The sequence below is a fragment of the Pseudomonas sp. R84 genome (assembly GCF_009834515.1).
Lineage (GTDB): Bacteria > Pseudomonadota > Gammaproteobacteria > Pseudomonadales > Pseudomonadaceae > Aquipseudomonas.
This window is the reverse complement of sequence record NZ_CP019426.1, coordinates 3620839-3646222: the sequence shown is the minus strand read 5'-3', so window position 1 is coordinate 3646222 and position 25384 is coordinate 3620839. Positions and strand designations below refer to the sequence as shown.

16 protein-coding genes are annotated in these 25384 nt (G+C 58.4%); 8 read left to right on the top strand and 8 right to left on the bottom strand.

What is annotated here, in order from left to right:
* Positions 1-73: 73 nt before the first annotated feature.
* Entirely contained in the window at positions 74-3898 is a 3825-nt protein-coding gene (locus tag PspR84_RS16030) for a hypothetical protein (RefSeq protein ID WP_238785116.1), read from the bottom strand.
* 175 nt (positions 3899-4073) lie between these two features.
* Positions 4074-4436: a response regulator gene (locus PspR84_RS16025; protein WP_160058053.1), complete on the bottom strand. Its 363-nt coding sequence runs from the start codon at positions 4434-4436 to the stop codon at positions 4074-4076.
* 263 nt (positions 4437-4699) lie between these two features.
* Here PspR84_RS16025 and PspR84_RS16020 point away from each other — a divergent pair, with 263 nt between their 5' ends.
* The 5 genes from PspR84_RS16020 to PspR84_RS16000 are packed head-to-tail and all read left to right on the top strand — an operon-like array spanning position 4700 to position 11250.
* Positions 4700-8197, top strand: coding sequence for a response regulator (locus PspR84_RS16020; RefSeq protein ID WP_160058051.1), 3498 nt, complete (start codon positions 4700-4702; stop codon positions 8195-8197).
* A complete protein-coding gene (locus PspR84_RS16015; protein WP_160058049.1) occupies positions 8197-9030 on the top strand; it encodes a protein-glutamate O-methyltransferase CheR in 834 nt (277 codons plus the stop codon). Before PspR84_RS16020 ends, PspR84_RS16015 begins: the two co-directional genes overlap by 1 nt.
* Positions 9027-9620 (top strand): chemotaxis protein CheB, encoded by a 594-nt coding sequence (locus tag PspR84_RS16010; RefSeq protein ID WP_160058048.1) that lies wholly within the window; start codon positions 9027-9029, stop codon positions 9618-9620. The genes PspR84_RS16015 and PspR84_RS16010 overlap by 4 nt, the downstream gene beginning before the upstream one ends.
* Positions 9614-10828, top strand: a complete 1215-nt coding sequence (locus PspR84_RS16005) for a hybrid sensor histidine kinase/response regulator (protein ID WP_160058047.1) — start codon at positions 9614-9616, stop codon at positions 10826-10828. The genes PspR84_RS16010 and PspR84_RS16005 overlap by 7 nt, the downstream gene beginning before the upstream one ends.
* A gap of 44 nt (positions 10829-10872) precedes the next feature.
* Positions 10873-11250, top strand: a complete 378-nt coding sequence (locus PspR84_RS16000) for a response regulator (protein ID WP_003225116.1) — start codon at positions 10873-10875, stop codon at positions 11248-11250.
* Positions 11251-11359: 109 nt separating this feature from the next.
* On the opposite strand, the gene PspR84_RS15995 is transcribed toward PspR84_RS16000, so the two are convergent.
* The 3 genes from PspR84_RS15995 to PspR84_RS15985 form a co-directional block, all read right to left on the bottom strand.
* A complete protein-coding gene (locus PspR84_RS15995; protein WP_160058046.1) occupies positions 11360-13030 on the bottom strand; it encodes an ATP-binding protein in 1671 nt (556 codons plus the stop codon).
* Entirely contained in the window at positions 13027-14529 is a 1503-nt protein-coding gene (locus tag PspR84_RS15990) for an ATPase domain-containing protein (RefSeq protein ID WP_150652742.1), read from the bottom strand. The genes PspR84_RS15995 and PspR84_RS15990 overlap by 4 nt, the downstream gene beginning before the upstream one ends.
* Positions 14530-14661: 132 nt before the next feature.
* Complete coding sequence (locus tag PspR84_RS15985; RefSeq protein WP_160058045.1) at positions 14662-15717, bottom strand: tetratricopeptide repeat protein; 1056 nt, start codon at positions 15715-15717, stop codon at positions 14662-14664.
* Positions 15718-15888: 171 nt separating this feature from the next.
* Between PspR84_RS15985 and PspR84_RS15980 the strand changes: the two genes are divergently transcribed.
* Genes PspR84_RS15980 through PspR84_RS15970 form a run of 3 tightly spaced genes read left to right on the top strand, consistent with a single transcriptional unit; the run spans position 15889 to position 19163 of the window.
* On the top strand, positions 15889-18024 hold the full coding sequence (locus PspR84_RS15980) for an FUSC family protein (protein WP_160058044.1): 2136 nt from the start codon (positions 15889-15891) through the stop codon (positions 18022-18024).
* Positions 18014-18214 (top strand): DUF1656 domain-containing protein, encoded by a 201-nt coding sequence (locus tag PspR84_RS15975; protein ID WP_007914938.1) that lies wholly within the window; start codon positions 18014-18016, stop codon positions 18212-18214. The genes PspR84_RS15980 and PspR84_RS15975 overlap by 11 nt, the downstream gene beginning before the upstream one ends.
* 4 nt (positions 18215-18218) lie before the next feature.
* Positions 18219-19163, top strand: coding sequence for an HlyD family secretion protein (locus tag PspR84_RS15970; RefSeq protein WP_160058043.1), 945 nt, complete (start codon positions 18219-18221; stop codon positions 19161-19163).
* Between the two features lie 195 nt (positions 19164-19358).
* Here PspR84_RS15970 and PspR84_RS15965 read toward each other — a convergent pair whose 3' ends face one another.
* Genes PspR84_RS15965 through mexE form a run of 3 tightly spaced genes read right to left on the bottom strand, consistent with a single transcriptional unit; the run spans position 19359 to position 25225 of the window.
* The gene (locus PspR84_RS15965; RefSeq protein WP_160058042.1) at positions 19359-20780 is read right to left on the bottom strand and encodes an efflux transporter outer membrane subunit; all 1422 of its coding nucleotides are present in this window, start codon (positions 20778-20780) and stop codon (positions 19359-19361) included.
* The gene (locus PspR84_RS15960; protein WP_160058041.1) at positions 20777-23956 is read right to left on the bottom strand and encodes an efflux RND transporter permease subunit; all 3180 of its coding nucleotides are present in this window, start codon (positions 23954-23956) and stop codon (positions 20777-20779) included. Before PspR84_RS15960 ends, PspR84_RS15965 begins: the two co-directional genes overlap by 4 nt.
* A 15-nt stretch (positions 23957-23971) precedes the next feature.
* Positions 23972-25225 carry a multidrug efflux RND transporter periplasmic adaptor subunit MexE gene (gene mexE, locus PspR84_RS15955; protein WP_077573018.1) on the bottom strand — a complete coding sequence of 418 codons (1254 nt, stop codon included), beginning with the start codon at positions 25223-25225 and terminating at the stop codon, positions 23972-23974.
* Between the last annotated feature and the right edge of the window lie 159 nt (positions 25226-25384).

The window sequence follows — 25384 nt, the reverse complement described above, 5'->3', positions numbered from 1 at the left end:
AGGGGTAAGGCATGCGCCCGATTGTCAAAAATACCCTTCAATACCGCAGCTCGGCATTATGCGTAAACCGGCTTTAGAAATGCGGGGTCGCCAGATTCAGCAGGAGCGGCCCGTTCAGAAATTCCCCTGCTTCTTTACTGTCTATGGCATGCCGGAGGGTGGCAAGGTTAAACACAAAGGTGGCCCGATGGGTCCGGCTCTGATCGATCAGCGCGACCGCCACTGCATAGGATTCAGCATTGATCAATGCTGGGTGGTCCTGTACGAATTTCGGCCAGCTGTTGATATTCGCCTTGAACTCTTTGAAGCCATCAGGTACCGCAAAAGCGTTGTGAGGGTTGTACAGATTACCCGGGTTTGCTCGGTGAGGATTTCGAGCGAAGTCCATCAAGCCTACCGCATCGTATTCTGCCGGGATGACACCGGCGTGGACTTCTCCGTAGTAGAAATCAAGCGTGCCTGGCGTACCGTGAGACATTTCGTGGACAAGCACATCGCCCATCCGGGCATCGTCGTACCTGGCCACTCGGTACCATTCATCCAGTTGATCAGGATAGATCGCAAGGAACTTTGTCGCGTTGTCATCCAGGTGTGTACCCGCTTCAACACTGGCTTTCCAGTTTCCATAGGTCGTGGTTTTTAACGCGGCGAGTGTATCGTTGCCACGTTGACGAAAAGACATATGGCGTGGGCTCAGCAATTCGAGATCCCTGCGCATCGCCCGCAAATTCTTTCTCACGTAGTTGATGGCTTCGTCCGAATCCGTACCAAAAACGTACTTGAAAACAGACCTGACGTCGTCATTTTCGATCTGCGACAGTAGTTGGAGTGTGTTGTCCAGTTTGCCCTGAGCAAGGGGCGTGGCTCTTTTCAAGTAGGCTTTTGTGTAACTCCACGGCGTTGTTCGTTTGAATAGCCTGAAGAATGAAAACTTCTCTCGCGGCCTGATGTTGTTCAGAGCCGGCCCCCAGGCCTCGCCCCGTAAGTTCAGCGCAAACCATTCATCATTGTGTCGTGTCGCCCAGACCTGAACGAGGTCATCGGACGCTTGCGCAGGTCGCCAGTCGGCGAGGCGAATCGTGTCTCGATCAATCGTCGCGGCCAAGTGGCGTTGAGGGGGAGTGCCCGACCATTTACGGGCATCGGACAGCACATTTTCCAGCTCGGCGAAACCTTTGTTGAATCCCTTGCGCAACAGTTTCCCCCCCTTGAACAGCAGGTCGGGTACGCCGTCCAGTGGGTTGAATACATTATTGACCAGCCCCAGACCCACTTTGGCCAGTGCGCTGGCTTTGGTGGCAACGGTCATGGTTTTGGCGACGATGCTGACAACCTGAGCAACGGCACCGACGACCAGCAAAATAGTCATCGCCGCTTCCAGCGCACACGCCCCAGCCCCTTGAACTTGTCGCTCGACATCGTCCGAACTCAAGTCTTCGATACAGGATTTGAACGGCACCACGAAATTAAGAAAGGTGTCCAGTTCCGCTTCCCGTTTGGCGCGAACAGCCTCCAGGCGAGTCTGCCCCCAACATTCTCTGACCAATTCATCAAAGGTAGCGATCGGTCGGTGCTTGAGTACGAAATTCGTCAACGAGTCGAATTCGGTCGAGTAGAAACTCTGGTAATAACCTTTGATTTCTTCGGGGGGCGCAGATGCCGGCAACTGCCCGATCTTATCGATCACGCCCGAACTGACGTCAACGAGGCCGGGCGGTACGCCATGGGTATAACACTCGATATTCGTCGGCAGTGGATGCACTGTCGCTGGCAGCGAGTAGCCTGTAGCGTCGCTGCGTACGCTGGTACTCAGCAGGTTTTCTTTTTCAATCAGCGCGGCCAACTGTGGGTTTTCGCGACAGGTGCCGTGCAGAGTAAAAAGTTCGTAACAGGTCATCCGGCCTTCGAACTCGGAACAAAGGACCACACCATAGCGACCCTTTGACTCTTCTATTTCTTTATGACTTTCCGTCGGTTTGCGTGAGGTGGCACCCAGGACTGAGTAAAGGGTCGACGATAGGGGATTGGTTGACACGCCGGCGGGCGTCTGGAGTTTGGCAACGGAGGGTCTGAGACTGAAAATCGTCACCTTGCCTTTCAGCAAGCGCGTTCTGTCTGCAATAGGCATTGCGCAAAACGCCTGCTTCAAGTGCGTGCCCATTGCCTTCATGTGCGTCAGGTAATCGCGATTGAACTGTCGATGAAACTCCCCGTCTGGCGCAATCAGATTCGGCAGCATGCGAGGGAACGCGGTGTAGATGCTTTCTCCTTTCTTCACGTCCCATTCCTGGGTCGCCAGGTCATTGGACATGTGCAGTTCTACCGGCGATAGATAAACCCGCTCGCCATAGGCATCTGCCCACACCGCATTTTTCTTCTGATACATGACGTCATGTTCCAGATAGCTGCAGCCTTTGGCGACCTGCTTGAGGATGTCCAGTGAAATACTTCTGCGGGTAGGCAATGGGCGGGTCAGAGTTTCGGCCGTCTCGGCGAGTGTTCCGGCAAACCGGGCGTAAGCAACGGACGCTTTTTCCAGGGCGCTCGGGATCGATTTCGCTACGTCATCCGCAGTGATGATTTTGTTGAGTACCGCCCAATCAATTACCGCGTCGCCTGCCGCCAGTGCGTCGAGTGTTTTGCCGAATCCTGAAACCGGACCCTGCTTCGATAGTGCTTGCAAACGGGTATAGGTCATCGAGCGTGTCGACCCCGGCGCGATGGTTTCCTGCACTGCGACGATTCGGCAGAATTCGACCCACTGCGGGGTCCCCAACGCCAGGGTTGTCGGCAGATCTTTCACCAGAAATTCCGGCGCGGCCTCCGCGAGCAACAAGTGAGCGGCCAACGCTGCATTTTTTTCGCTGATCCGGTGATGCTGGATGAGGTGCTGTTCGAATGCTGTCTGAACGTCGGCGAAAGATTTCTCAATATGCTCGACGGCGTATAAATCGAAACCTGCCACCCGATTACGCGGCTCTGACTCACCGATGCGAGGATGAAGATCGAGCAGCAGGGAAGTCAGCATCAACTGCTTGAGTGATTCATCTGATTGTGGCTGATTTTCTCGCGCACCATACCAGTCCAGATCGCGCACATAGGCCTTGGCCCATTCAAGAGCAATGGGACTGGAAACCAGTCGTTCAAGAACAGGCTCAGCTTCCGAGCGTTTGAACGGTGTCGCCTGCCCGCCAAAGATGCTGTGCGACAGGTGCTCCAGTAGCGACTGCCCCTTCAAGTAACTCGTGATGAGTCTACGGAATTCGTTACGTTGATCCGCAGAAAGCGTGACCGCGTTGTCGACTCCAGACTTGATCATTTCCCAATAGTTACCAAACAATGGTGCCACTGGAGGCGGTAGCTCCATGAATACTGTTAGCCTGGAACATTCAGCGGCGGTTTGGGGGATCAGAAAATCATGAAATTTCAGCCATTGTCCCAGCTCGATTTGTTCAGCCAGGGAAATACTGCCTCCGGCTAGCTCCGCCATTTCAACAAGTGTCAAAAAGTCATCTTTGAGGTTGGGGGCAAGTTTAAATGCGTTGGCAAACTCCAGGGGGTTTCCCGAGTGAGTTGCATGTATTTCACCTTTTGCCGTCACTGCAAAATGTGAGTCCTCAGGAAGTTTCAACGTAGCGGTGAGTTTTTTGAAAGCCTCCTGCTCACACAGCCTCTGCAGCATTTTTCGGCCAGGTTGCAACGCGCGCTCAAGCGTTGAGCCGGATTCGAGTGTAAGGGTTGCGCCTGCCAGAGAAATAGCTTGCGAGGGGCTGGCCTTGTCTTGGCGCTGTTTTAATTTGTATATGACTTCCAAGCGTTCGGCGTGGTCGAGTTGAGTGTGGCGAACGGGATTCAAGAAATCTTCGTGAGTTGCCCGGTTTATGTTGGTGATGTTCATGAGAAATCCATTTGTCTGATGTGCTGGATATACTCATTTGTTATTTGTTGCGCATCAAGTGTTGCTATGTAAGTGCATTATTCAGCTATTAATAAAGTTGGGTGTTATGCGGGGTGGAGGCGGGCAGTGATGCCCCTTCGTCATTGTTTGAAGAGGCACGATGAAAGAATATTAATTATTTCTGCAGAATGCTTTTTACTTTGTCGCGTAACTTATCAATTGAAAACGGCTTGCCGATGACATGCATATCTTTAGGCACTTCAATGGATTCGGCATAACCGCTGGCAAACAGAATCGGCAGGGTGGGGCGCAGTTTGCGTGCTTCGGTCGCCAGCTCACGGCCGTCCATGCCCGGCAGGCCGACATCGGTCATCATCAGATCAATCTGCTGAGTTGAGTCTTTAAGCTTTTCCAGTGCCTGTTCGCTGCCATCCGCTTCGAGCACCGCGAACTCCAACTCCTCCAGCACATCGACAATCAGCATGCGCACGATGTTGTCGTCTTCTACGACAAGGATGATGGAGGCGGGGGTAGACATAATAAGGCTCTCAAAAGTCAGTTCAGGGTCGCCGGTCGATCAAAAGTGCCGGGCTTCTTCATGAGTAAGTGGCGCAGTGCCACAAGTTCCCCGCCCGACGCAAAAAAAGCATAGCCGCAGATGGGGGCGCAAGGATAACTGTTCAGAGGCGCGAACATGCCGGTGAGTGTAGGAATTTGCGGCGAAAGGTGTGAGAAAAATGGATCCACACCGCCGTTTTGGGGCAAACTCCCTGTTTTTCAACAGTTCGACAAGGCTGCCCCATGTCCTCTCCGTCTACGGTTGATGAGCAACGGTTTCGCAAACTCCTGAGCCGCAACATCAGTCTGCCCTTGGGCGTCGGTGTGCTCAGCGCCGTGTTCTTCGTATCGCTGATTACTTACCTGCTGTCGGTGATCCAATGGGTGGAGCACACCGACCGGGTGATCAATAACGCCAATGAAGCGGTGAAGCTCACCGTGGACCTGGAAACCGGCATGCGTGGTTTTCTGCTGAGCGGTGATGAGCACTTCCTCGACCCGTACGAAACGGCCAAGCCGCGCATTACCGTGGCGCTCGATACGTTGCTCGAACTGACGGCCGATAACCCGGTGCAAACCGATCGTCTGCGCCGCCTGCAGGCGTTGCAGACCGAGTGGGCCAATTACGCGCAATCGATGATCGATCTGCAGCGATCCAGCGGCGATTACCGGGGCGCGGTCAAGGCCGGTCGCGGCAAGCGCCTGACCGACGAGATCCGCAAGCAATTCGAAGACGTCATCGAAACCGAACAGGTCCTGCGCACGACGCGCAATGAAGAGGTGCGCCGCACCACGATCTGGAGCATCAGCCTCTACCTCGTGTTCATCGCGGGTATCAGTGGTTTGCTGGCTTATATTGGCCGACGTGATCTGGTCAACCTTTCGACCAACTACAGCGCCAACCTGGCCGCACAGCAAGCCAGTGCCGTGCGTCTGGAGCAACAGGCGTGGTTGCGCAATGGTCAGACCGAACTGGCCGAGCAGGTGCTGGGGCAACTGACGCTGAATCTGTTGGGGCGCAACATTTTGCAATTTTGCGCGCAATACCTCGGCACCGCCGTCGCTGCGCTGTATGTGCGTGAAGAACATGGCGGCCTCAAGCGTGTGGCCACTTACGGGTTCTCCCGCGAGCAGGAAGAGCAAGACCAGTCGATCTACAGCGGCGAAGGCATCGTCGGTCAGGTGGCGCAACAGGCGCGGCTGATTCGTCTGGACTCCGTGCCGTCGGACTACTTCAAAGTCAGCTCAGGGCTGGGCGAAGGTTTGCCGCACAGCGTGCTGGTGGTGCCCACCAGTGATGACGATCGGGTCAATGGCGTGATCGAACTGGGTTTCCTGCGTCCGCTCAATGATCGCGATATCGAACTGCTGGAGCTGATTGCCGGCAACATCGGCACCTCCATCGAAGCTGCGCGCTACCGTCAACGCTTGCAGGAAGTGCTGGCCGAAACCCAACAGCTCAACGAAGAGTTGCAGGTGCAGCAGGAAGAGCTGAAAACCGCCAACGAAGAACTGGAAGAACAATCACGGATTCTAAAGGAATCCCAGGCGCATCTGGAAACCCAGCAAGTCGAACTGGAGCAGACCAACGAGCAACTTGCCGAACAGGCGCAGACCCTGGCCGAGCAGCGCGACGCCATGGACCTGAAGAACACCGAACTCAATCAGGCCCAGGTCCAGCTCGAAGAACGCGCCGAAGAGTTGCAGCGCTCGAGCAAGTACAAGTCCGAATTCCTCGCCAACATGTCCCACGAACTGCGCACGCCGCTGAACAGTTCGCTGATTCTGGCCAAGTTGCTGGCGGAGAATCCGCAGGACAACCTCAGCGCCGAGCAGGTCAAGTTTGCCGAGTCGATTTACTCGGCCGGTAATGATCTGCTCAACCTGATCAACGACATTCTGGACATCTCCAAAGTCGAGGCGGGCAAGCTCGAAGTGATTCCCGAGAACACCAGCGTCGCGCGTCTGGCCGAAGGCCTGCGCAATGTGTTCGAGCCCTTGGCGGCAGACAAACAGCTGACCTTCAGTGTCGATTTGCAACCCGGCACGCCGGCGATGTTGTTCACCGACCGTCAGCGTCTGGAACAGGTGATCAAGAACCTGCTGTCCAACGCTGTGAAGTTCACCGAAAAGGGCACCGTCAGTTTGACGATCGCTGGCCAGCCTGATGATCGGATTGCGTTCATCGTGCGCGATTCGGGTATCGGCATTGCCGCCGATCAGCAGGAAAGCATTTTCGAAGCGTTCCGCCAGGCTGACGGCACCACCAACCGCAAATACGGCGGCACGGGGCTGGGGCTGTCGATTTCGCGAGATCTGGCGACCCTGCTCGGCGGTTCGATCAGCGTCAGCAGCGCGCCGGGGCAGGGCAGTGTGTTCACGTTGGTGCTGCCGCAGCAGTACGACGAATCCAGTGAAGTCTCGTCCGCGCCGTTGACCTTCACCCCGCCGACGCAGTCCATAACACCGAGTATCGCGCCTGCCGTCGCGGTTTCGCCATTGGCGCCGGTGCACATTCCGCGCTTCGCCGACGACCGCGACAAGGCACCGTTCGCCACGCGCTGCATTCTGGTGGTGGAAGACGAGCCGAACTTTGCGCACATCCTCTACGATCTGGCGCATGAACTCGGTTATCAGTGCCTGGTAGCCCACGGTGCGGACGAAGGTTACGACCTGGCGAAAGAGTTCGTGCCTGACGCGATCCTGCTTGATATGCGCCTGCCCGATCACTCTGGCCTCACCGTGTTGCAGCGCCTGAAAGAACACGCCGAAACCCGCCATATTCCAGTGCATGTGATTTCCGTCGAAGACCGTGTCGAAGCGGCCATGCACATGGGCGCGATCGGTTACGCGGTCAAGCCGACCACTCGCGAAGAGCTCAAGGACGTGTTCGCCCGCCTCGAAGCCAAGCTGACCCAGAAGGTCAAACGTGTGCTGTTGGTCGAGGACGACGATTTGCAGCGCGAAAGCATTGCGCGGCTAATCGGCGACGAAGACATCGAAATCACCGCTGTCGGCCTCGCGCAAGATGCTTTGGAGCTGTTGCGCACGACGATCTACGACTGCATGGTTATCGATTTGAAGCTGCCGGACATGCTCGGCAATGACCTGCTCAAGCGCATGTCGACCGAGGACATATGCTCGTTCCCGCCAGTGATTGTCTATACCGGGCGCAACCTGACCCGCGATGAAGAAGCCGAACTGCGCAAGTATTCGCGCTCGATCATCATCAAGGGTGCACGTTCGCCAGAACGTCTGCTGGACGAGGTCACACTCTTTCTGCACAAAGTCGAATCACAGTTGTCCCATGAACGGCAGAAGATGCTCAAGACTGCGCGCAGCCGCGACAAGGTCTTCGAGGGTCGCAAAGTGCTGTTGGTGGACGACGATGTGCGCAACATTTTCGCCCTGACCAGCGCGCTGGAGACCAAAGGTGCAGTCGTGGTGATCGGCCGGAACGGCCGTGAGGCGATTGAAAGACTCAATGAAGTCGAGGACATCGATCTGGTGTTGATGGACGTGATGATGCCGGAAATGGACGGTTTCGAAGCCACCATTGAAATCCGCAAGGATCCGCGCTGGCGCAAGCTGCCGATCATCGCGGTAACGGCCAAGGCCATGAAGGACGATCAGGAGCGCTGCCTGCAGGCGGGCGCCAATGATTACCTGGCCAAGCCCATCGATTTGGATCGGCTGTTCTCGTTGATTCGCGTGTGGTTACCGAAGATGGAACGCATTTAGTGGAACGCAGTACACCAGCCGAACGAAACAGTGAAATCGAACTGCGCTTGTTGATTGAGGCGATTTATCTCAAGTACAGCTACGATTTTCGCGATTATTCCGGTGCTTCAATCAAGCGCCGGGTACAGCACGCGCTGAGCCAGTTCGAGTGCGCGACGATTTCGGCATTGCAGGAAAAGGTTCTGCACGATCCGACGGCCTTCATGCAGCTGCTGCAATTGCTGACGATCCCGGTCAGCGAGATGTTTCGCGACCCTTCGCACTTCCTCGCGATCCGCAGGGAAGTGGTGCCGTTGCTGCGCACCTATCCGTCGATCAAGATCTGGATCGCCGGGTGCAGCACGGGCGAGGAGGTCTATTCGATGGCGATTTTGTTGCGCGAAGAAGGCCTGCTCGATCGCACGATCATCTATGCCACTGATATCAACCCGCGTTCGCTGGACAAGGCCAAGCAGGGGATTTTCTCGATGGAGAATGTTCGCGCGTACACGGCCAACTATCAGCAGGCCGGCGGTCAGCGATCGTTTGCCGACTACTACACGGCAGCGTACGGTTACGCGATTTTCGACAAGAGTCTGTGCGAGAACGTGACCTTCGCCGACCACAGTCTGGCGACGGACAGCGTGTTCTCCGAAACCCAATTGATTTCCTGCCGCAACGTGCTGATCTACTTCAACAAGAAGCTGCAGGATCGGGCGTTTGGCTTGTTCCATGAATCGCTTTGCCATCGCGGCTTTCTGGTGCTCGGCAGCAAAGAGACGCTGGATTTTTCCAGTTACGCCAGCCAGTTCGAAGCATTGGTGAAACAAGAACGGATCTACCGCAAAACATGAACGAGGCCGTGGCTTTACCTCGCGTCGAGGCGATAGTGGTCGGTGCTTCCGCCGGTGGCGTTGAGGCCTTGCTCGCGCTGCTCGGGCCGCTGCGCCAAGGCTTCGTGCTGCCGATCATTGTTGTGCTGCACCTGCCTGAAGAGCGCCGCAGCCAGTTGGCTGAGGTGTTCGCCCGGCGCCTGATGCTGCCGGTCGAAGAGGCGACGGACAAGCAGGACATCACCCCCGGCACGGTTTATTTCGCCACACCGGGTTATCACCTTTCGGTGGAGCAGGATCGCAGCCTGTCGCTGAGTCTTGAGGACCGCGTGCATTATTCCCGGCCTTCGATCGACTACCTGTTTGAGTCGGCCGCCGACGCGTACGGTTCATCACTGGCCGCTGTCCTGCTCACCGGCGCCAATCACGATGGCGCGCGCGGGCTGGCGCAGGTCAAACGCTGTGGCGGATTGACCATTGTCCAGGATCCCGAAGAGGCGCAAGTCGCCACCATGCCCCAGGCTGCACTGAACATTCAGCAGCCGGATCATGTCCTACCCATTCACGGCATCGGCCGTCTGCTTGTCGAGCTGGAACGAATCGCATGCTGAGTAATATCCAAGCCAAACTGCTGATCGTCGACGATCTGCCGGAGAACCTGCTGGCACTCGAAGCGCTGATCAAGCGTGAAGACCGTACCGTCTATAAAGCGTTGTCGGCGGATGAGGCGCTGTCGTTGCTGCTGCAACACGAGTTCGCCATGGCCATCCTCGACGTGCAGATGCCGGGCATGAACGGCTTCGAACTCGCCGAGTTGATGCGCGGCACCGAGAAAACCAAGAACATCCCGATCATTTTCGTCAGCGCCGCCGGCCGTGAACTCAATTATGCGTTCAAGGGTTACGAGAGCGGGGCGGTGGACTTTCTGCACAAACCGCTGGATATCCATGCGGTGAAGAGCAAGGTCAATGTCTTCGTCGATCTGTACCGCCAGAGCAAGGCGATGAAGCAACAGCTCGAAGCGCTGGAACAGGCTCGACGCGAGCAGGAAGCGCTGCTGCAACAGCTGCAAAGCACCCAGCTGGAGCTGGAGCAGGCGGTGCGTATGCGTGATGACTTCATGTCCATCGTCGCTCACGAAGTGCGTACGCCGCTAAACGGCCTGATTCTCGAAACCCAGTTGCGCAAGATGCACCTGGCTCGGGACAACGCAGCGGCATTCACCCTGGACAAGATGCACGCCATGGTCGACCGCGATGAACGGCAGATCAAAAGCCTGATCCGCCTGATCGAAGACATGCTCGACGTGTCGCGCATTCGCACCGGCAAACTGTCGATCCGCCCGAGCCGTTTCGATCTGGTGCAATTGGTCAGCAACCTGCTGCAAAACTTCGCGCAACAGATTGAAGCTGCCGAAACTGAAGTGTCGTTTACCGCGCCAGCGCCGGTGGAAGGCAATTGGGACGAGTTCCGTATCGAGCAGGTGGTGACCAATTTGCTCACCAATGCCCTGCGCTATGGCGGTCGCAGCCCGATTCAGGTGCGCGTTTACCGTGAAGGCGATGAGGCGCGGGTCGAGGTGCAGGATCGCGGCATTGGCATCAGCCAGGAGAACCAGAAGCGTATTTTCCAACAGTTCGAACGGGTTTCCGCCAAGACGGTAGTGGCCGGGCTCGGGCTGGGTCTGTTCATTTCCGAACAGATCATCGCCGCCCATGGCGGCTCCATCGTCGTCGAGAGTGAAATCAACGAAGGCGCCCTGTTTCGCGTTTGTCTGCCAATTCAGGAAAACGGCACATCCGACGCAACCTCTGATTGACCGTACGGTCGTATCAGCAGCTATTGACCGAACAAAGGCTTCCCATGAGCGTAGATGCACAAGATGTAGTACTCGTCGTCGAGGACGAACCGGTTATCTTGATGGTCCTGACGGATTACTTGTCGGGGCAGGGGTATCGCGTGTTGCAGGCGGAAAACGGCGAGCAGGCGTTCGAGATTCTAGCGAGCAAGCCGCATCTGGACATGTTGATCACCGATTTCCGCTTGCCGGGCGGGATCTCCGGCGTGCAGATCGCTGAACCGGCGGTCAAATTGCGCCCGGACCTGAAGGTAATTTTCATCAGCGGTTACCCGCAGGAAATCCGCGAAACCGGCAGCCCGATCACGCGCAAGGCGCCGATCCTGGAAAAGCCGTTCGACCTGGATGTGTTGCAGGAAAAAATTCAGGAATTGCTCGCCTGAAGCCCTGTAGGAGCTGCCGAAGGCTGCGATCTTTTGATTTTGATGATCAAGAACAAGATCAAAAGATCGCAGCCTGCGGCAGCTCCTACAGTTTCAGCGTTTCAGCGTTTCAGCTTTTGATCATCTCCCGCACCTTGGCGGTCAACAGGTCAAAAGTGAACGGTTTGGTGATCATCTGCATCCCCGAATCGAGGAACCCGCCACGCACTGCTGCGTGTTCGGCGTAGCCGGTGATGAACAAAACCTTCAGCCCCGGCCGAAACTGACGGCCGACTTCTGCCAGTTGCCGCCCGTTCATGCCCGGCAGTCCGACGTCGCTGATCAGCAGGTCGATGCGTTGCGTCGAGTTCAGAATCGGCACGGCGCTGTCGGCATCCCAGGCTTCGACGAAGGCATAACCCAACTCCCCAAGTACCGCGCAGACCAACACGCGCACGGCCGGGTCGTCTTCAACGATCAGCACGGTTTCGCCATCCAGCGCATCCGGGGCTTGTTGAATAGCGGAGTCCGGACTGGACAGTTCTTCGCCGCGAAAACGCGGCAGATAAAGCCGGACCGTGGTGCCTTCATCAATTTCGCTGTCGATCGAGACATGTCCGCGTGACTGCTTGCTGAACCCGTAAATCATCGACAGGCCCAGCCCGGTGCCCTGGCCAATCGGCTTGGTTGTGAAAAAAGGATCGAATGCACGGTTGATGACACTTTGCGGCATGCCGCTGCCGTTGTCGGTCACACTGAGCATCACGTAATCACCGGGTTCAAGGTTGCTGTAGGCCTCGGTGAATTCGCGCTTGAGCACCTGATTGCTGGTCTCGACCACCAATTTTCCGCCGTCGGGCATGGCGTCGCGGGCATTGATCACCAGGTTGAGCAGGGCACTTTCCAGTTGATTGGGGTCGGCCTCGGCCACCCATAGCTTGTCGTTGAGGCGCATGTCCAGCTGAATGCTTTCGTTGAGGCTGCGTTGCAGCAGCTCACCCATGGACAGCACCAGGGTGTTCATCTGCACGGCTTTTGAATCGAGCGATTGTCGGCGTGAAAACGCCAGCAGGCGGTGGGTCAGACTGGCGGCACGGTTGGCCGAGGTCACGCCCAGATCGATCAGGCTGTCGAGGTCGTCCAGACGCCCACGGGCCAAGCGCCGGCGCAGCAACTCAAGGCTGCCGATAATACCGGTGAGCATGTTGTTGAAGTCGTGGGCGATGCCGCCGGTGAGTTGGCCGACCGCTTCCATTTTCTGTGACTGGCGCAGCGCTTCTTCATTGTGGCGCAGCTGTGCGGTGCGCTCCTCGACCTGTTGCTCAAGGGTTTCCAGCGTCGATTGCAGGCGCCGTTCGCTTTCACTCAGGTCAATCAGCCGATCGCGGGCCTCGTACTGTCGTCGTCGGCCGCGCAATGCGGCAGAAACCATACTGACCAGTGTTGCCGGATGAAACGGACGCTCAAGAAATGTCACGTTGCCCAGCAGATCGCTAAGGCGTGAGGAGGGGCCTTGTTCCTGGCCGCCGTGATGGGTCAACAGCACAATAGGCAGATCCGACCAGGCCGGCTGCTGCTCCAGATGCAGGAACAAAGCTTCCAGTTCCGGCCCGCGCAAGGCTTCGGCGGCGACCAGCAACAAACCGGCGCCCTGCTCGAGCTCCGTGCACAGCGAACCCAGACCGGGCGTGACGACTCCGCCGTAGCCGGCCTCTTTGAGGATCATCAGCGCAATCTGGCTGTCGCGACCCACGGGCGCCAGAATCAGCGCCCGTTCGGCCAGCGGCACCTGGACCGTCACAAGTGCTCTTCCTGCAGCAACGGATTACTCGCGCCGAGGTAGGTGGGGACGCCGCGTAGTACGCCCTGAAAGGCTTCCAGCGGTTCACCGATGGTCATGCCTTGCGTGGAAATGCGGTATTCACGAATGGTCGATTCGTGGCTGCCGGTGCGTTTCTTGATGATCGAGATCGCGCGGCGGACTTTGCCCAGTGCTTCGAAGTAGCGCAACAGAATCACCGTGTCAGCCAGATAAGTAATGTCGACCGGCGCTTGCATGTCGCCGACCAGACCATGCTGGGCAACTGTCATGAAGGTCGCCGCGCCTTTGCGGTTGAGGTACAGCAGCAGCTCGTGCATGTGCAGCACCAGCGCGTTTTCTTCTGGCATTGCCGCCTGATAGCCGTTGATGCTGTCGATAACCACGGTTTTGATTTGACCTTCATCGACGCAGCGGCGTACGCGATGAGAGAACTCACCCGGCGACAGTTCCGCGGCGTCGACCTGTTCGATCAACAAATTGCCGGTGGCTTGCAGCGCCTTGAGGTCGATGCCGATGTTTTTCATCCGTTCGAACAGCAGGCCGAGTTCTTCATCGAAGATAAACAGCGCGGCTTTTTCCCCGCGTAATACGGCAGCGGCGGCGAAGATCATCGAAATCAGCGACTTACCGGTACCGGCAGGGCCGAGAATCAGCGTACTGGAGCCGGTTTCGATGCCGCCGCCGAGCAGAGCGTCCATTTCCGGAATGCCGCTGGTCAACTGCAAGCGCGCATACTCGCCGCGGTGTTCAGCCGCCACCAGCCGCGGGAACACATGCACGCCATCGCCCATGATGGTGAAGTCGTGAAAACCACCGCGATACTTCTGGCCACGGTACTTGACCACCCGCACGCGTCGCCGCTCGGCGCCGTAGTTGGGTGTCAGTTCTTCAAGACGAATCACCCCGTGGGCCACGCTGTGCACGGTTTTGTCGAGGGACTCGGTGGTCAGGTCATCGAGCAGCAACACGGTCGCGTTGTAGCGCACGAAGTAATGCTTGATCGCCAGAATCTGCCGGCGATAACGCAAAGAGCTCTGCGCCAGCAAGCGGATCTCCGACAGGCTGTCGAGCACCACACGCGTAGGTTTGAAGCGTTCGACTGCTTCGAAAATCTGCTTGGTGGCTTCGCCCAGTTCCAGGTCGGAGGAATACAGCAGGCTCTGCTGGTGTTCAGCATTGAGCAGGCTTTCCGGGGGTGTCAGCTCGAAGATCTTGATGTTGTCATCCAGCGTCCAGCCATGGGACAACGCCCCTTGCCTTAGTTCGCGCTCGGTTTCCGAGAGCGTGATGTACAACGAGCGTTCGCCGGCTTTCGCGCCGGCCAGGAGAAAATGCAAAGCGACCGTGGTTTTGCCGGTACCGGGTTCACCCTCCAGCAAAAAAACATGACCGCGAGACAGACCACCGGCGAGGATGTCATCCAGACCCACAATGCCGGTAGCGGCTTTGGCACTGATCAACTCGTTAGAAGTAGACAAAAAATGCCCTCTCATGACTAGGGGAAGCGAGGCCGTCGGGAGAATCGAGCGGCCTGATTAACTTGACCCTTTGGCGTGATGGCAGTTCCGAAATTCCTTGCGAGATGTGTCGATCGAGCTGTCGAAAGTGGCTCAGAGACCCTGCTGCAAGGCCGGATCATCCGGGTTGAGCTGTTCCAGCTGCGCCAACAGAATCTGCACGTTCTGCAATTGCCCGCTTTCTTTCCAGTAATTGATCAGCAAAACCCGCGCCTTGCGGTCAGCGGGGTGGCGCTGAACGATTTCCTGCAACTGGTTTTGCGCCGCTTCCAGTTCTTCGGCGCTGTGCAGGGTGGTCGCGAGGTCGTAGCGGTAATCCTTGTTATCGGGTTCCAGCTCAACGGCTTTGGACAAACCGAGCAGAGCGTATTCGCGCTGATCGTGGTGCAACAGCCAAAGACCCAAGGCATGTTGCAGGTAGGCAGAATCAGGTTGCGCTTTGAGCTGTTTGACCAGCAGTTGCCGAGCGGCGTCGGTTTGGCCCTGGCGGTCGAGGACATCGATCTGCATCACCAGCGCCTGCAGATTGCCGGGCTCCAGGCGCAGCGTATTGTCGAGCGCGACCTGCGCCTCTTTGAGTTCTGCGTTGTGGATATGCAGCCGGGCCAGTTGCGCATAGTTGGCAGCGCTTTCCGGCAGCGCCTTGAGCGTTTGTTCCCAGCCGTCGATCGCTTGTTGTAGTGGCGCGAAGTAAAGGCCCAGTTCATCGGGGGTCAAACCGAGGAGGGCGTTGATCGCGGCAAAGCGCACGGTTTGATCTTCATCTTCGAGCATCGGCCCGAGCAACAGGCTGCGTTGCCCGCCCGGCACCAGTCCCACCACGCTTTTGATTGCCGCCAGCCGCACGGCGGGGGCTTCGTTCTGCAGGTCGGTGTCGGCCAGTTTCAACGCTTGCGGGCTGGGGTAATTGGCCAGCTCACCGTGCAGCCACACGCGACGTTTCACCGATATGTCCGGGCGGCCCAGTTGCTGATACAACTGACGCGCTGCGCCCGGTTGACCCTTACGGGCAGCATCGAGCGCTTCGCTATAACCGTGCTTGATTGCATCGGGTATGACCGGGACGGTGCTGCGCACCGACAACCAGGCTACGACGACGATAAGCACAAGGCCCAGGCTGATAAGCAGGTAGCGGCGAGACTGAGGCATGCAGGTTTCCGAAACAGGCGTTCTTGAGCAGAGCGGCAAGCTTCGGTCAGCGCGGGCCACGAGTCAAACCCTGTGCATGCGAATCGCCCTACAAGCTGCGTCGACTCAGTTACCCGTCAGGCTTTCGATGCAGTGTCTACGCTTGCAGAAGTCGTTTCGATGAGTGTGCCCATGCAAGCCCTGTTCAATTATTTCCGAGCCGTGATCCACCCCGGTCAGGCTGCACTGCTGTTTGCCCTGCGAACCATTGCGGCGGGCTTGCTGACGCTGTACCTGGCGTTCTTGTTCGATCTCGATCAGCCGAAGTGGTCGATCATGGCAGTGGTCATTGTCAGCCAGCCGTTGGCCGGGATGGCGCTGGCACGCAGCTTCGGTCAGGTGATCGGCACGACCCTCGGGGCGGCGGTGGCGGTATTGATCATGGCGATCTTTCCTCAGGCACCGCTGCCATTCATTACCACTCTGGCCCTGTGGCTGGCGCTGTGCACGGCGGGCGGTACGTTGCTGCGCTACACCAGTTCGCAAGCCTTTGTGCTCAGTGGTTACACCGCCGTGGTGGTGGCGTTGCTGGCGATTCCGGATCAGGACGGCACCTTTTTATTGGCCGTCACCCGCGTTACCGAAACCTTGCTGGCCGTGGCCTGCGTGTGTGTGGTCAGCCTGTTGACGGCACGCCCGCAAGCGGTGGCCAAGGGGTATTTCGCCAAGGTCGATCAAGTCATCAAACTGGCCGCCAGTCACGCTGCGGCGGTGCTTCGCACGGAAGAAAGCGAGGCCGATTTCCAGCGCCGGCAAATGCAATTGCTCGGCGAGATCAGTGCCCTCGAAGGCCTGCGCCGGCACTTGTATTTCGATGCGCCACGGTTGCGCAGCGCCAACCATCTGGTACTGCTGTTGGGCAACCAGCTGATGTTGTTGACCTCGCGATTGACCGCGCTACGCCATCAGCGCGAACTGCTCACCGAGCGCTGGGAGGGTGATCTGCCGCTGGAGATCCAGCGACTGCGTGCGGACGAACTGGCGCTTCTCGATCAGTTGGCGGAGCAGGGGCGATCGCTGCCCGAGCCCACACGCCAGCAATTCATCAAGCTGCAGCAACAGTTCGAGGCGTTGGCGTATCAAGCCGAGCAGTTGACCGAAGACATGAGCGCCACCTTGCGCTCGCTGGCCTGGGCGTTGCGCTGGGAGCAGGCACGGCTGTTGCAGCAACTCGAGCAGATTCTCGAGTTGAGTGATGCCATTCAGGAGGGGCGCGAGGCCAGTTGTCTCTATCGTGGCCAGGTCAGCCCTCTGCATCTGGACTTCACTTTGGCGTCGATGAATGCGATCCGCGCCTTCACTGCGTTGCTGGTGGCCGGGTTGATCTGGATCGAAACCGCGTGGGACGGTGCGCGAGGCGGAATGATTCTGGTGGGAATCCTCTGCTCGCTCATGGCTACTTTCCCGCGTCCACTGATAGCCGCGCAGAGTTATGCGCGAGGCTTGGGGCTGGCGCTGGTGGTCTCGGCGTTCTATCAATTCATGCTGGTGCCGGCGATCAGTGATTTCGAGCTGTTGGCGTTGTTGCTGGCACCGCTGCTGTATGTGATCGCAATCGGTCTGGCCAGTCCGGCGACGGCGGGTATCGGTATGGGGTTGGGGTTGTCGAGTTTTCTGATGCTCGGCCCGCAGAATGTCGGTACCGGACAGAACACGGCGATTCAATGGTTCGAATTTGCCGGCGCCTATGTCAGTGCAGCCATGCTTGCCCTGATCGTTTACGCGTGGATTTTCCCGTTTCGCCCGGCGTGGCGCCTTCGCCGTTTGTATAACGAAGCGCGCGAGCAGGTGTATGCACTGAGCAAAACCCCGGCGACCGATGAACAACAGTTTGCCTTTGAAAGCCGCATGGTCGATCGCCTGACCAGCATGCTCGGCCTGCTGCCAGCGGTGAACAACCGGGCCATGCAGCAACTCTATGAAATCAGCCTGGCGTGCGTGGCACTGGGTGTGGCCATGCACCAACTGCGTCAGCAGGCGCACAACAATGCGCTGCTGACAGATGCCTTTACTCAGCGTCTGGTATCGGCCGTGCGCAAGACCGGGCGCTTTGTCGCCGGGCGACAGGATGTGCAATTGGCGCCACTGCTGACCACGCTGCACACACTGGGCGATGAACTGGATGAACTGCACGTCGCCAGTCATGAGCATGTCTGGTCGCTGTTTCGCATGCGTGTGGCCCTGCTGATCGTCGTGTCATTCCTGCAGCGCCACGGTGATGCTATCCAGCGTTCTGTTCCGGAAGGAGAAGCAGCCCTTGCCCATTGATTTCGAAATTGGCGGCGTCTACCTGCCGCCCATTGCCCAGGCGTTACTGTTGGCCATACCGATTTTCATGTTGCTGGACTGGGGTTTGCGGCGACTTGGCGTACTGCGTCTGGTCTGGCATGAGGCGCTGTTCGAAGGCGCTTTGTATGCCTGCGTCTGTGCCACGCTGATTTTGCTGATGGGAGCCTGATGCCTTGAAAGTGTTATTCACGCGATTGATCACGTTGGCAGTGGTGCTGTTGGCGATCGTGCTCGGCTGGTTTGCCTGGGAGCATTACACCCGCGCGCCGTGGACTCGCGATGCCCGGGTCAGAGCCGATGTGGTGACGCTGTCGGCGGATGTCTCGGGGCGCATTGTCAGTCTGGCCGTGCAGGACAACCAGCATGTCGACAAGGGGCAATTGTTGATGGAGATCGACCCGGCGCGCTACCGCCTCGCGGTGGAACACTCGCGGCGTTCGGTGGAAGTGTCGAAGGCAACGCTGGGTCAGTCGCAAGCGGCCATCGTTGCCAGTGAAGCCTTGCTCAAGCAGAGGCAAAGCGAAGAACGCCGGCGGCGTACACTCAAGCAGGGTTTTGCGATCTCCGGAGAAGAGTGGGAAAAATCCAGTACCGATGTCGCGGTGGCCCAAGCGGATCTTCTACGCAATCAGGCCAATCTCGGTCTGGCCGAGGCGAACGTGCAGTTGGCGATTGCCGCGCTGACCCAGGCCGAACTGGACTTGCAGCGCACCCGCGTCGAGTCCCCAGTGAGCGGTTATGTCACCAACCTGCTGACCCGTGAAGGTGACTACGCGGTGAGCGGCGGCGCTTTATTGGCACTGGTCGACAGTGATTCGTTCTACATCAGTGGTTATTTCGAAGAAACCAAACTGCCGCGAATTACAGAGGGCGATCGGGTGCGGGTGCAATTGATGAGCGGAGAGACCTTCGGCGGCAGGGTGCAGAGCATCGCCTTCGCCATCGCCGACCGGGAGAACGCGCCGGGCAGCCGGTTACTGGCCAACATCAACCCGAGTTACACGTGGGTAAAACTGGCACAGCGGGTGCCGGTGCGGATCGACATTGATGGCGACTATGCCGGCAAGAACCGCCTGCGTGCTGGCACCACAGCGACCGTCACCGTGCTGGAAAACTGATCCCTGTAGGAGCTGCCGCAGGCTGCGATCTTTTGATCTGCTCTTTTAAAGCAAAGTCAAAAGATCGCAGCCTGCGGCAGCTCCTACAGAAGAGGGTGTGATTTTCGAGGCATAAAAAAACCCCGCGACCGAATGATACGCGGGGCAAAAAATTTGGTTGGTTGCGGCCAACCAAAGGAGCTCTTTAACAATCGATTACTTGCTGGCAACAGTCTCCGGTTGCCAGCCGCCGCCAAGGGCCTTGTAGATCGCGACAATGCCGCGATACAGGTCGACTTCAGCCTGGGCCTGACTGTCTTCGGCGTTCAACCGTTCGCGCTGCGCGTCGAGCAGCACGAGGAAGTCTGTCGTGCCTTCGCGATAGCGAATTTCAGCCAGGTCGGCAGCCTTGCGGCTCGATTCGCTCTGACGAATCAGCGAGATCAGGCGTTGCTGACGCTTGCCGTAATCGCTGAAGGCGTTTTCCGACTCTTCCAGGGCCAGCAGCACTTGTTGCTCGTAAGTCGCCAGTGCGCCTTCGGCTTCAGCATCGGCGCCACGCAAACGGGCGCGCACGCTGCCAAGGTCGAACGCTGCCCACGTAATGCTCGGGCCGAGTGCCCAGGCGTTGGCCGCCGAGGAACCGATCTGCGAGCCACGCCCGGCCGTCCAGCCGAGGAAGCCGCTAAGGCTGACCCGTGGGAACAGATCGGCTTTCGCCACGCCGATACGTGCCGTGGCCGAGGCCAGTTGGCGTTCGGCGCTGAGAATGTCCGGACGACGCTGCAGCAGTTCGCCCGGGTCACCGATCGGCAAGGCTTTGGCAATCGCTGGCAGGTCTTTTGGACTCAGATCGACAGTCAGCTTGTCCGGACGCTCGCCCAAGAGGGTAGCAATACGGTTTTTCTGCCGAACCTGTTCTGCCTGCAATTGCGGCACGCTGGCTTCGACCGAAGCCAGACGTGCATCGGCACGTTCGACGTCGAGCTGATCGCCCACGCCGGCGTCACGCAGGCTGATGGTGATCTTGCGCGACTCCTGCTGGTTGTTCAGGTTGGCCACGGCAATCTTTTCGCGCAGTTGTGCACCGCGCAGTTGACCGTAAGCGTCGACCAGTTCGGCAATCATAGTGACTTGCAGTTGGTACAGATCGGCTTCGGCTGCCTGCTGGTCGGCGTCGCTGGCTTCCAGATTGCGCTGGATGCGCCCGAACAGGTCTAGCTCCCAAGCCATGTCCAGACCGAGGTCATAGCGTTCGCTATTGACCCGATCGGTGGTCTGGCCAGGGATTTGCCCCTTGGCCAGATCACTGCTGGCGCGGCTGGTGATGGTCGGCATCGCATCGTTGCTGGCGTCGTCGCGGATCGCCCGGGCGGCTTTCCAGCGGGCGAACGCCACGCGCAGTTCACGGTTGCCTTGCAGCGATTGGGTCACCAACTGGTTGAGGGTCGGATCGTCGAATTGCTGCCACCAGATGCCTTCGAATTTCGAACGGTCGAAGTTCTTTTGCCCGGCGGCGCCGTCGGTGGCGGCCGTGATATTGGCCGCCTCCGTGGCTGGGGTCTTGTAGTCGGGGCCGACAGCGCAGGCGCTGAGAGCCAGCACCAGCAGACTCGGCAGGAAGACTTTCAGACTCATTGTTGCGCCTCCAGTTTCAGAGCTTTGGCCGCTTTGCGGGCTTCGCCGCGTTCAACAAAGTTACGGATCAGTACGTAGAACACTGGGGTCAGCAACAGACCGAAGAAGGTCACCCCGAGCATCCCGGAGAACACCGCCACACCCATGGCGTGACGCATCTCGGCACCGGCACCGCTGGAGAACACCAGTGGCACCACACCCATGATGAACGCGAAGGAGGTCATCAGGATCGGCCGCAGACGCAGACGGCAAGCTTCGAGTACCGCAGCGAGCGGGTCGAGGCCTTCTTCCTGTTTGTCCTTGGCGAACTCGACGATCAGAATCGCGTTCTTACAGGCAAGTCCCACCAGTACGATCAGACCGATCTGGGTGAAGATGTTGTTGTCACCGCCCGAGATGATCACACCGGTGATGGCCGACAGCAGGGTCATCGGTACGATCAGGATCACCGCCAATGGCAGGCTCCAGCTTTCGTATTGAGCGGCCAGTACCAGGAACGCCAGCAATACGCAGAGCGGGAATACGAACAGCGCGGTGTTGCCGGACAGAATCTGCTGGTAGGTCAGGTCGGTCCACTCGTAGGTCATGCCGTTCGGCAGTTCATCCTTCAGCAGTTTCTCGATGGCTTTTTCCGCCTGGCCGGAGCTGTAGCCCGGGGCAGCCGCACCGTTGATTTCTGCGGTGATGAAGCCGTTGTAGTGCATCACGCGATCCGGGCCCGAGGTGTCGCTGACCTTGATGAAGGTCGCCAGCGGGATCATTTCGCCTTTGTTGTTACGTACTTTCAGCTGGCCGATCTGGTCGGATTCGAGGCGGAACTGTTGTTCGGCCTGAACGTTGACCTGATAGGTGCGCCCGAAGCGGTTGAAGTCGTTGGCATACAGCGACCCCAGGTAGATCTGCAGGGTGTCGAAGATGTCGCTGACGGCCACGCCGTGGGTCTTGGCTTTTTCACGGTCGATGGCGGCATCGACCTGAGGCACGTTCACTGTGTAGCTGGTGAACAGGCCCGCCAGTTCCGGAACGCTGTGGCTCTTGTTGATGATGTTCATGGTTTCTTTGTACAGCTCGTCGTAGCCCAGGTTGCCCCGGTCTTCGATTTGCAGACGGAAACCACCAATGGTGCCCAGACCTTGTACCGGCGGTGGCGGGAAGATCGCCATGTACGCCTCTTGAATGTTCGCGTACTGGCCGTTCAAGGCCCCGGCAATTGCACCGGCGGACATGCTCGGGTCTTTACGTTCGTCGAACGGTTTCAGGGTCACGAAGACGATGCCGGCGTTCGGACTGTTGGTGAAGCCGTTGATCGACAGGCCCGGGAACGCTACGGCGCTTTCCACGCCTGGCTGTTTCAGCGCCATGTCGGACATGCGCTTGATGACTTCTTCGGTGCGATCCAGGCTCGAAGCGTCCGGCAGTTGCGCGAAGGCCACCAGGTATTGCTTGTCCTGGCCCGGTACGAAGCCGGTCGGCGTGCTGGAGAAACCGAAGAAGGTCAGCACCATCAGGCCTGCGTACAACAGCAGGGCGATGCCGCTGCTGCGGATAACCCGGCGCACGGTGCCGACGTAACCATGGCTGGCACGATCGAAGAAGCGGTTGAACGGACGGAACAGCCAGCCACCGAAGATCTTGTCGAGCACTTTGGAGAAGCGGTCTTTCGGCGCGTCGTGGCTCTTCAGCAATACCGCGGCCAATGCTGGCGACAGGGTCAGCGAGTTGAACGCCGAGATCACCGTCGAGATCGCGATGGTCAGTGCAAACTGTTTGTAGAACTGCCCGGTGAGGCCGGAGATGAACGCCGCCGGAATGAACACCGCACACAGCACCAGAGCCGTGGCAACGATCGGACCGGTCACTTCACGCATGGCCCGCTTGGTGGCTTCGACCGGATTCAATCCGAGCTCGATATTGCGCTCGACGTTTTCCACCACCACGATGGCGTCGTCCACCACGATACCGATGGCCAGTACCAGACCGAATAGCGAGAGCGCGTTCAGCGAGAAGCCGAACAGGTGCATCACCGCAAACGTACCGATCAACGATACCGGCACCGCCACCAACGGAATGATCGAGGCGCGCCAGGTTTGCAGGAACAGGATCACCACCAGTACCACGAGGATCAGTGCTTCGAAGAGGGTGTGAACCACCGCTTCAATCGAACCGCGCACGAAGATTGTCGGGTCATAGACGATGCTGTAATCCATGCCTTGCGGGAAGCCTTTCTTCAGCTCGTCCATCTTTCCGCGAACTTCGTTCGAGATGTCGATGGCATTGGAGCCTGGACGCTGAAAGATCGGGATGGCTACGGCTGGTTGGTTGTCCAGCAACGAGCGCAGGGCGTATTGGCTGGAACCGAGTTCAACGCGAGCGATGTCTTTGAGGCGAGTGATTTCACCATTGTCGCCTGCGCGAATGATGATGTTCTCGAACTCTTCCTCGCTGACCAGTCGGCCCTGAGTGTTGACCGACAGCTGGAAGCTTTGGGCATTCGGGGCAGGGGGCGCGCCCAATTGACCGGCCGCGACCTGACGGTTCTGCTCACGAATAGCAGTGACCACGTCGGTCGCGGTCAGATTGCGCGAAGCGGTCTTGTTCGGATCGAGCCAGACCCGCAGCGAGTAATCGCCCATACCAAACAACTGCACATCACCGACACCGTTCAGACGAGCGAGCTCATCCTTGATGTTGAGGATCGCGTAGTTGGACAGGTAGAGCATGTCGTAGCGCTTGTCCGGCGAGGTCAAGTGCACAACCATGGTCAGATCGGGCGAAGCCTTGTCGACGGTGATACCGATGCGCGTCACTTCCTCGGGAAGTTTCGGCTCGGTACGGGTTACCCGGTTTTGCACCTGCACTTGCGCGTTGTCCAGGTCAGTGCCCAGGGCGAAGGTGATGGTCAGGGTGATCTTGCCGTCGGCGGTCGATTGCGAGGACATGTACAGCATGTTCTCGACGCCGGTGATGGCCTGCTCCAGCGGAGCCGCCACGGTTTCACCGATGACTTTAGGGTTGGCGCCCGGGAAGTTGGCACGTACCACCACGGTCGGTGGCACGACTTCCGGGTATTCGCTGATCGGCAGCTGGAACAGCGAGATCGCACCGGCGATCAGGATCAACAGCGAGAGCACTGCTGCGAAGATCGGCCGTGAAATGAAGAATTGGGAAAAATTCATCGGAGTTGTCGTCCCTTAACCGCGTGGGGTCGTAGCAGCCAGCTTCACAACCGAACCGGACGCACCTTTGGCAGGGGCGACTTTGGGCAGGTTGCTGGCTTCCAGCGCTTGACGTTGTTGAGCGAGTGCCGCGATGGTCTGTTCGCTGGCCATTGGCACCACTTCAGGCGTGACCGGTGAGCCAGGACGAACCCGTTGCAGACCCTTGACGATGATCGTGTCGTCCTTGTTCAGGCCATTACGGACGATGCGCAGGCCTTCGATTTTCGGACCCAGTTCGACGGCGCGGTACGCGGTTTTGTTGTCCGCATCCATGACCAGTACGAACTTCTTGCCGAGGTCGGTACCGACCGCTTCGTCGTTGATCAACATGGCGTTGTAGGTGCCGCTGCCAACCAGCTTCAAGCGTGCGTAGAGGCCCGGGGTGTAGGTGCCGTCGCTGTTGTCGAACACCGCGCGACCACGGATGGTGCCGGTTTTCGGGTTGACCTGGTTGTCGACGAAGTTCATCTGGCCGAGGTGTGGGTTGCCGTCTTCGTTGGACAGGCCCATGTACACCGGAGTGGTGGCACCGCGCTGACCGTTACGAGCGAGTTGGGTGTATTTGAGGAATACACGCTCATCGGCGTCGAAGTAGGCATAAACGCGGTCGGTGGAAACTACGCTGGTCAGCGGCGTAGTGTCGGCGGTCACCAGGTTGCCGGCGGTGATTTCGGCACGGCTGACGCGGCCGCTGATCGGTGCGGTGACGCGGGTGAAGCTGAGGTTCAGTTTGGCCAGGTCCAGTTGCGCTTGCAGGGCACCGACGGCAGCGCGGGCTTCTTGAGCGGCGCTGGTGCGCGAGTCGGCCAGTTCGGCGGAAATGGCGTTGCTGGCACGCAGACGTTCGCCACGACCGGCTTCGTTTTCACTGCGGGTGGCGTTGGCGCGGGACTGGGCGACCAAGGCTTCGAGGCGGCGCACCTCAGCCTGGAACGGACGCGGGTCGATCTGGAACAGCAGGTCGCCTTTCTTGACGAGTGCGCCTTCAGTGAAAGCGACGTCGTCGATCTGGCCGGAGACCCGTGGACGGATTTCAACGGTTTCCGGCGCCTCGAGGCGCCCGGTGAATTCGTCCCACTCGTTGACCGGTTGTTCCAGCACCTTGGCAACGCTGACTTTCGCAGCAGGCATGGTGGCGGCAGTCTCGGGAGTCTTGCCGCAGGCGCTCATCACCAGTACGGCCAACATGGCCAACGGGAAGCGCAAATGTTTGAGTGACTGTTCCATGGATGCATCCGCCAATGTATTGAAGATGGGCGGATGATGCTCGGCGGGGTGTGATGGCACGAATCGAATGAAGCAAAGGTAACTATCATTCGGAATGATATAAGACCCGAACGAGCCCTCTAGCATGCACCTTTCGTTAGGTGGCTATCAATCTCTCTC

What these genes read in the sequence shown, in the direction of transcription:
- PspR84_RS16030 (WP_238785116.1), bottom strand. Translation starts at nt 3,898, where the DNA reads ATGAACATCACCAACATAAACCGGGCAACTCACGAAGATTTCTTGAAT.
- PspR84_RS16025 (WP_160058053.1), bottom strand. Translation starts at nt 4,436, where the DNA reads ATGTCTACCCCCGCCTCCATCATCCTTGTCGTAGAAGACGACAACATC.
- PspR84_RS16020 (WP_160058051.1), top strand. Translation starts at nt 4,700, where the DNA reads ATGTCCTCTCCGTCTACGGTTGATGAGCAACGGTTTCGCAAACTCCTG.
- PspR84_RS16010 (WP_160058048.1), top strand. Translation starts at nt 9,027, where the DNA reads ATGAACGAGGCCGTGGCTTTACCTCGCGTCGAGGCGATAGTGGTCGGT.
- PspR84_RS16005 (WP_160058047.1), top strand. Translation starts at nt 9,614, where the DNA reads ATGCTGAGTAATATCCAAGCCAAACTGCTGATCGTCGACGATCTGCCG.
- PspR84_RS16000 (WP_003225116.1), top strand. Translation starts at nt 10,873, where the DNA reads ATGAGCGTAGATGCACAAGATGTAGTACTCGTCGTCGAGGACGAACCG.
- PspR84_RS15985 (WP_160058045.1), bottom strand. Translation starts at nt 15,717, where the DNA reads ATGCCTCAGTCTCGCCGCTACCTGCTTATCAGCCTGGGCCTTGTGCTT.
- PspR84_RS15980 (WP_160058044.1), top strand. Translation starts at nt 15,889, where the DNA reads ATGCAAGCCCTGTTCAATTATTTCCGAGCCGTGATCCACCCCGGTCAG.
- PspR84_RS15965 (WP_160058042.1), bottom strand. Translation starts at nt 20,780, where the DNA reads ATGAGTCTGAAAGTCTTCCTGCCGAGTCTGCTGGTGCTGGCTCTCAGC.
- PspR84_RS15960 (WP_160058041.1), bottom strand. Translation starts at nt 23,956, where the DNA reads ATGAATTTTTCCCAATTCTTCATTTCACGGCCGATCTTCGCAGCAGTG.
- mexE (WP_077573018.1), bottom strand. Translation starts at nt 25,225, where the DNA reads ATGGAACAGTCACTCAAACATTTGCGCTTCCCGTTGGCCATGTTGGCC.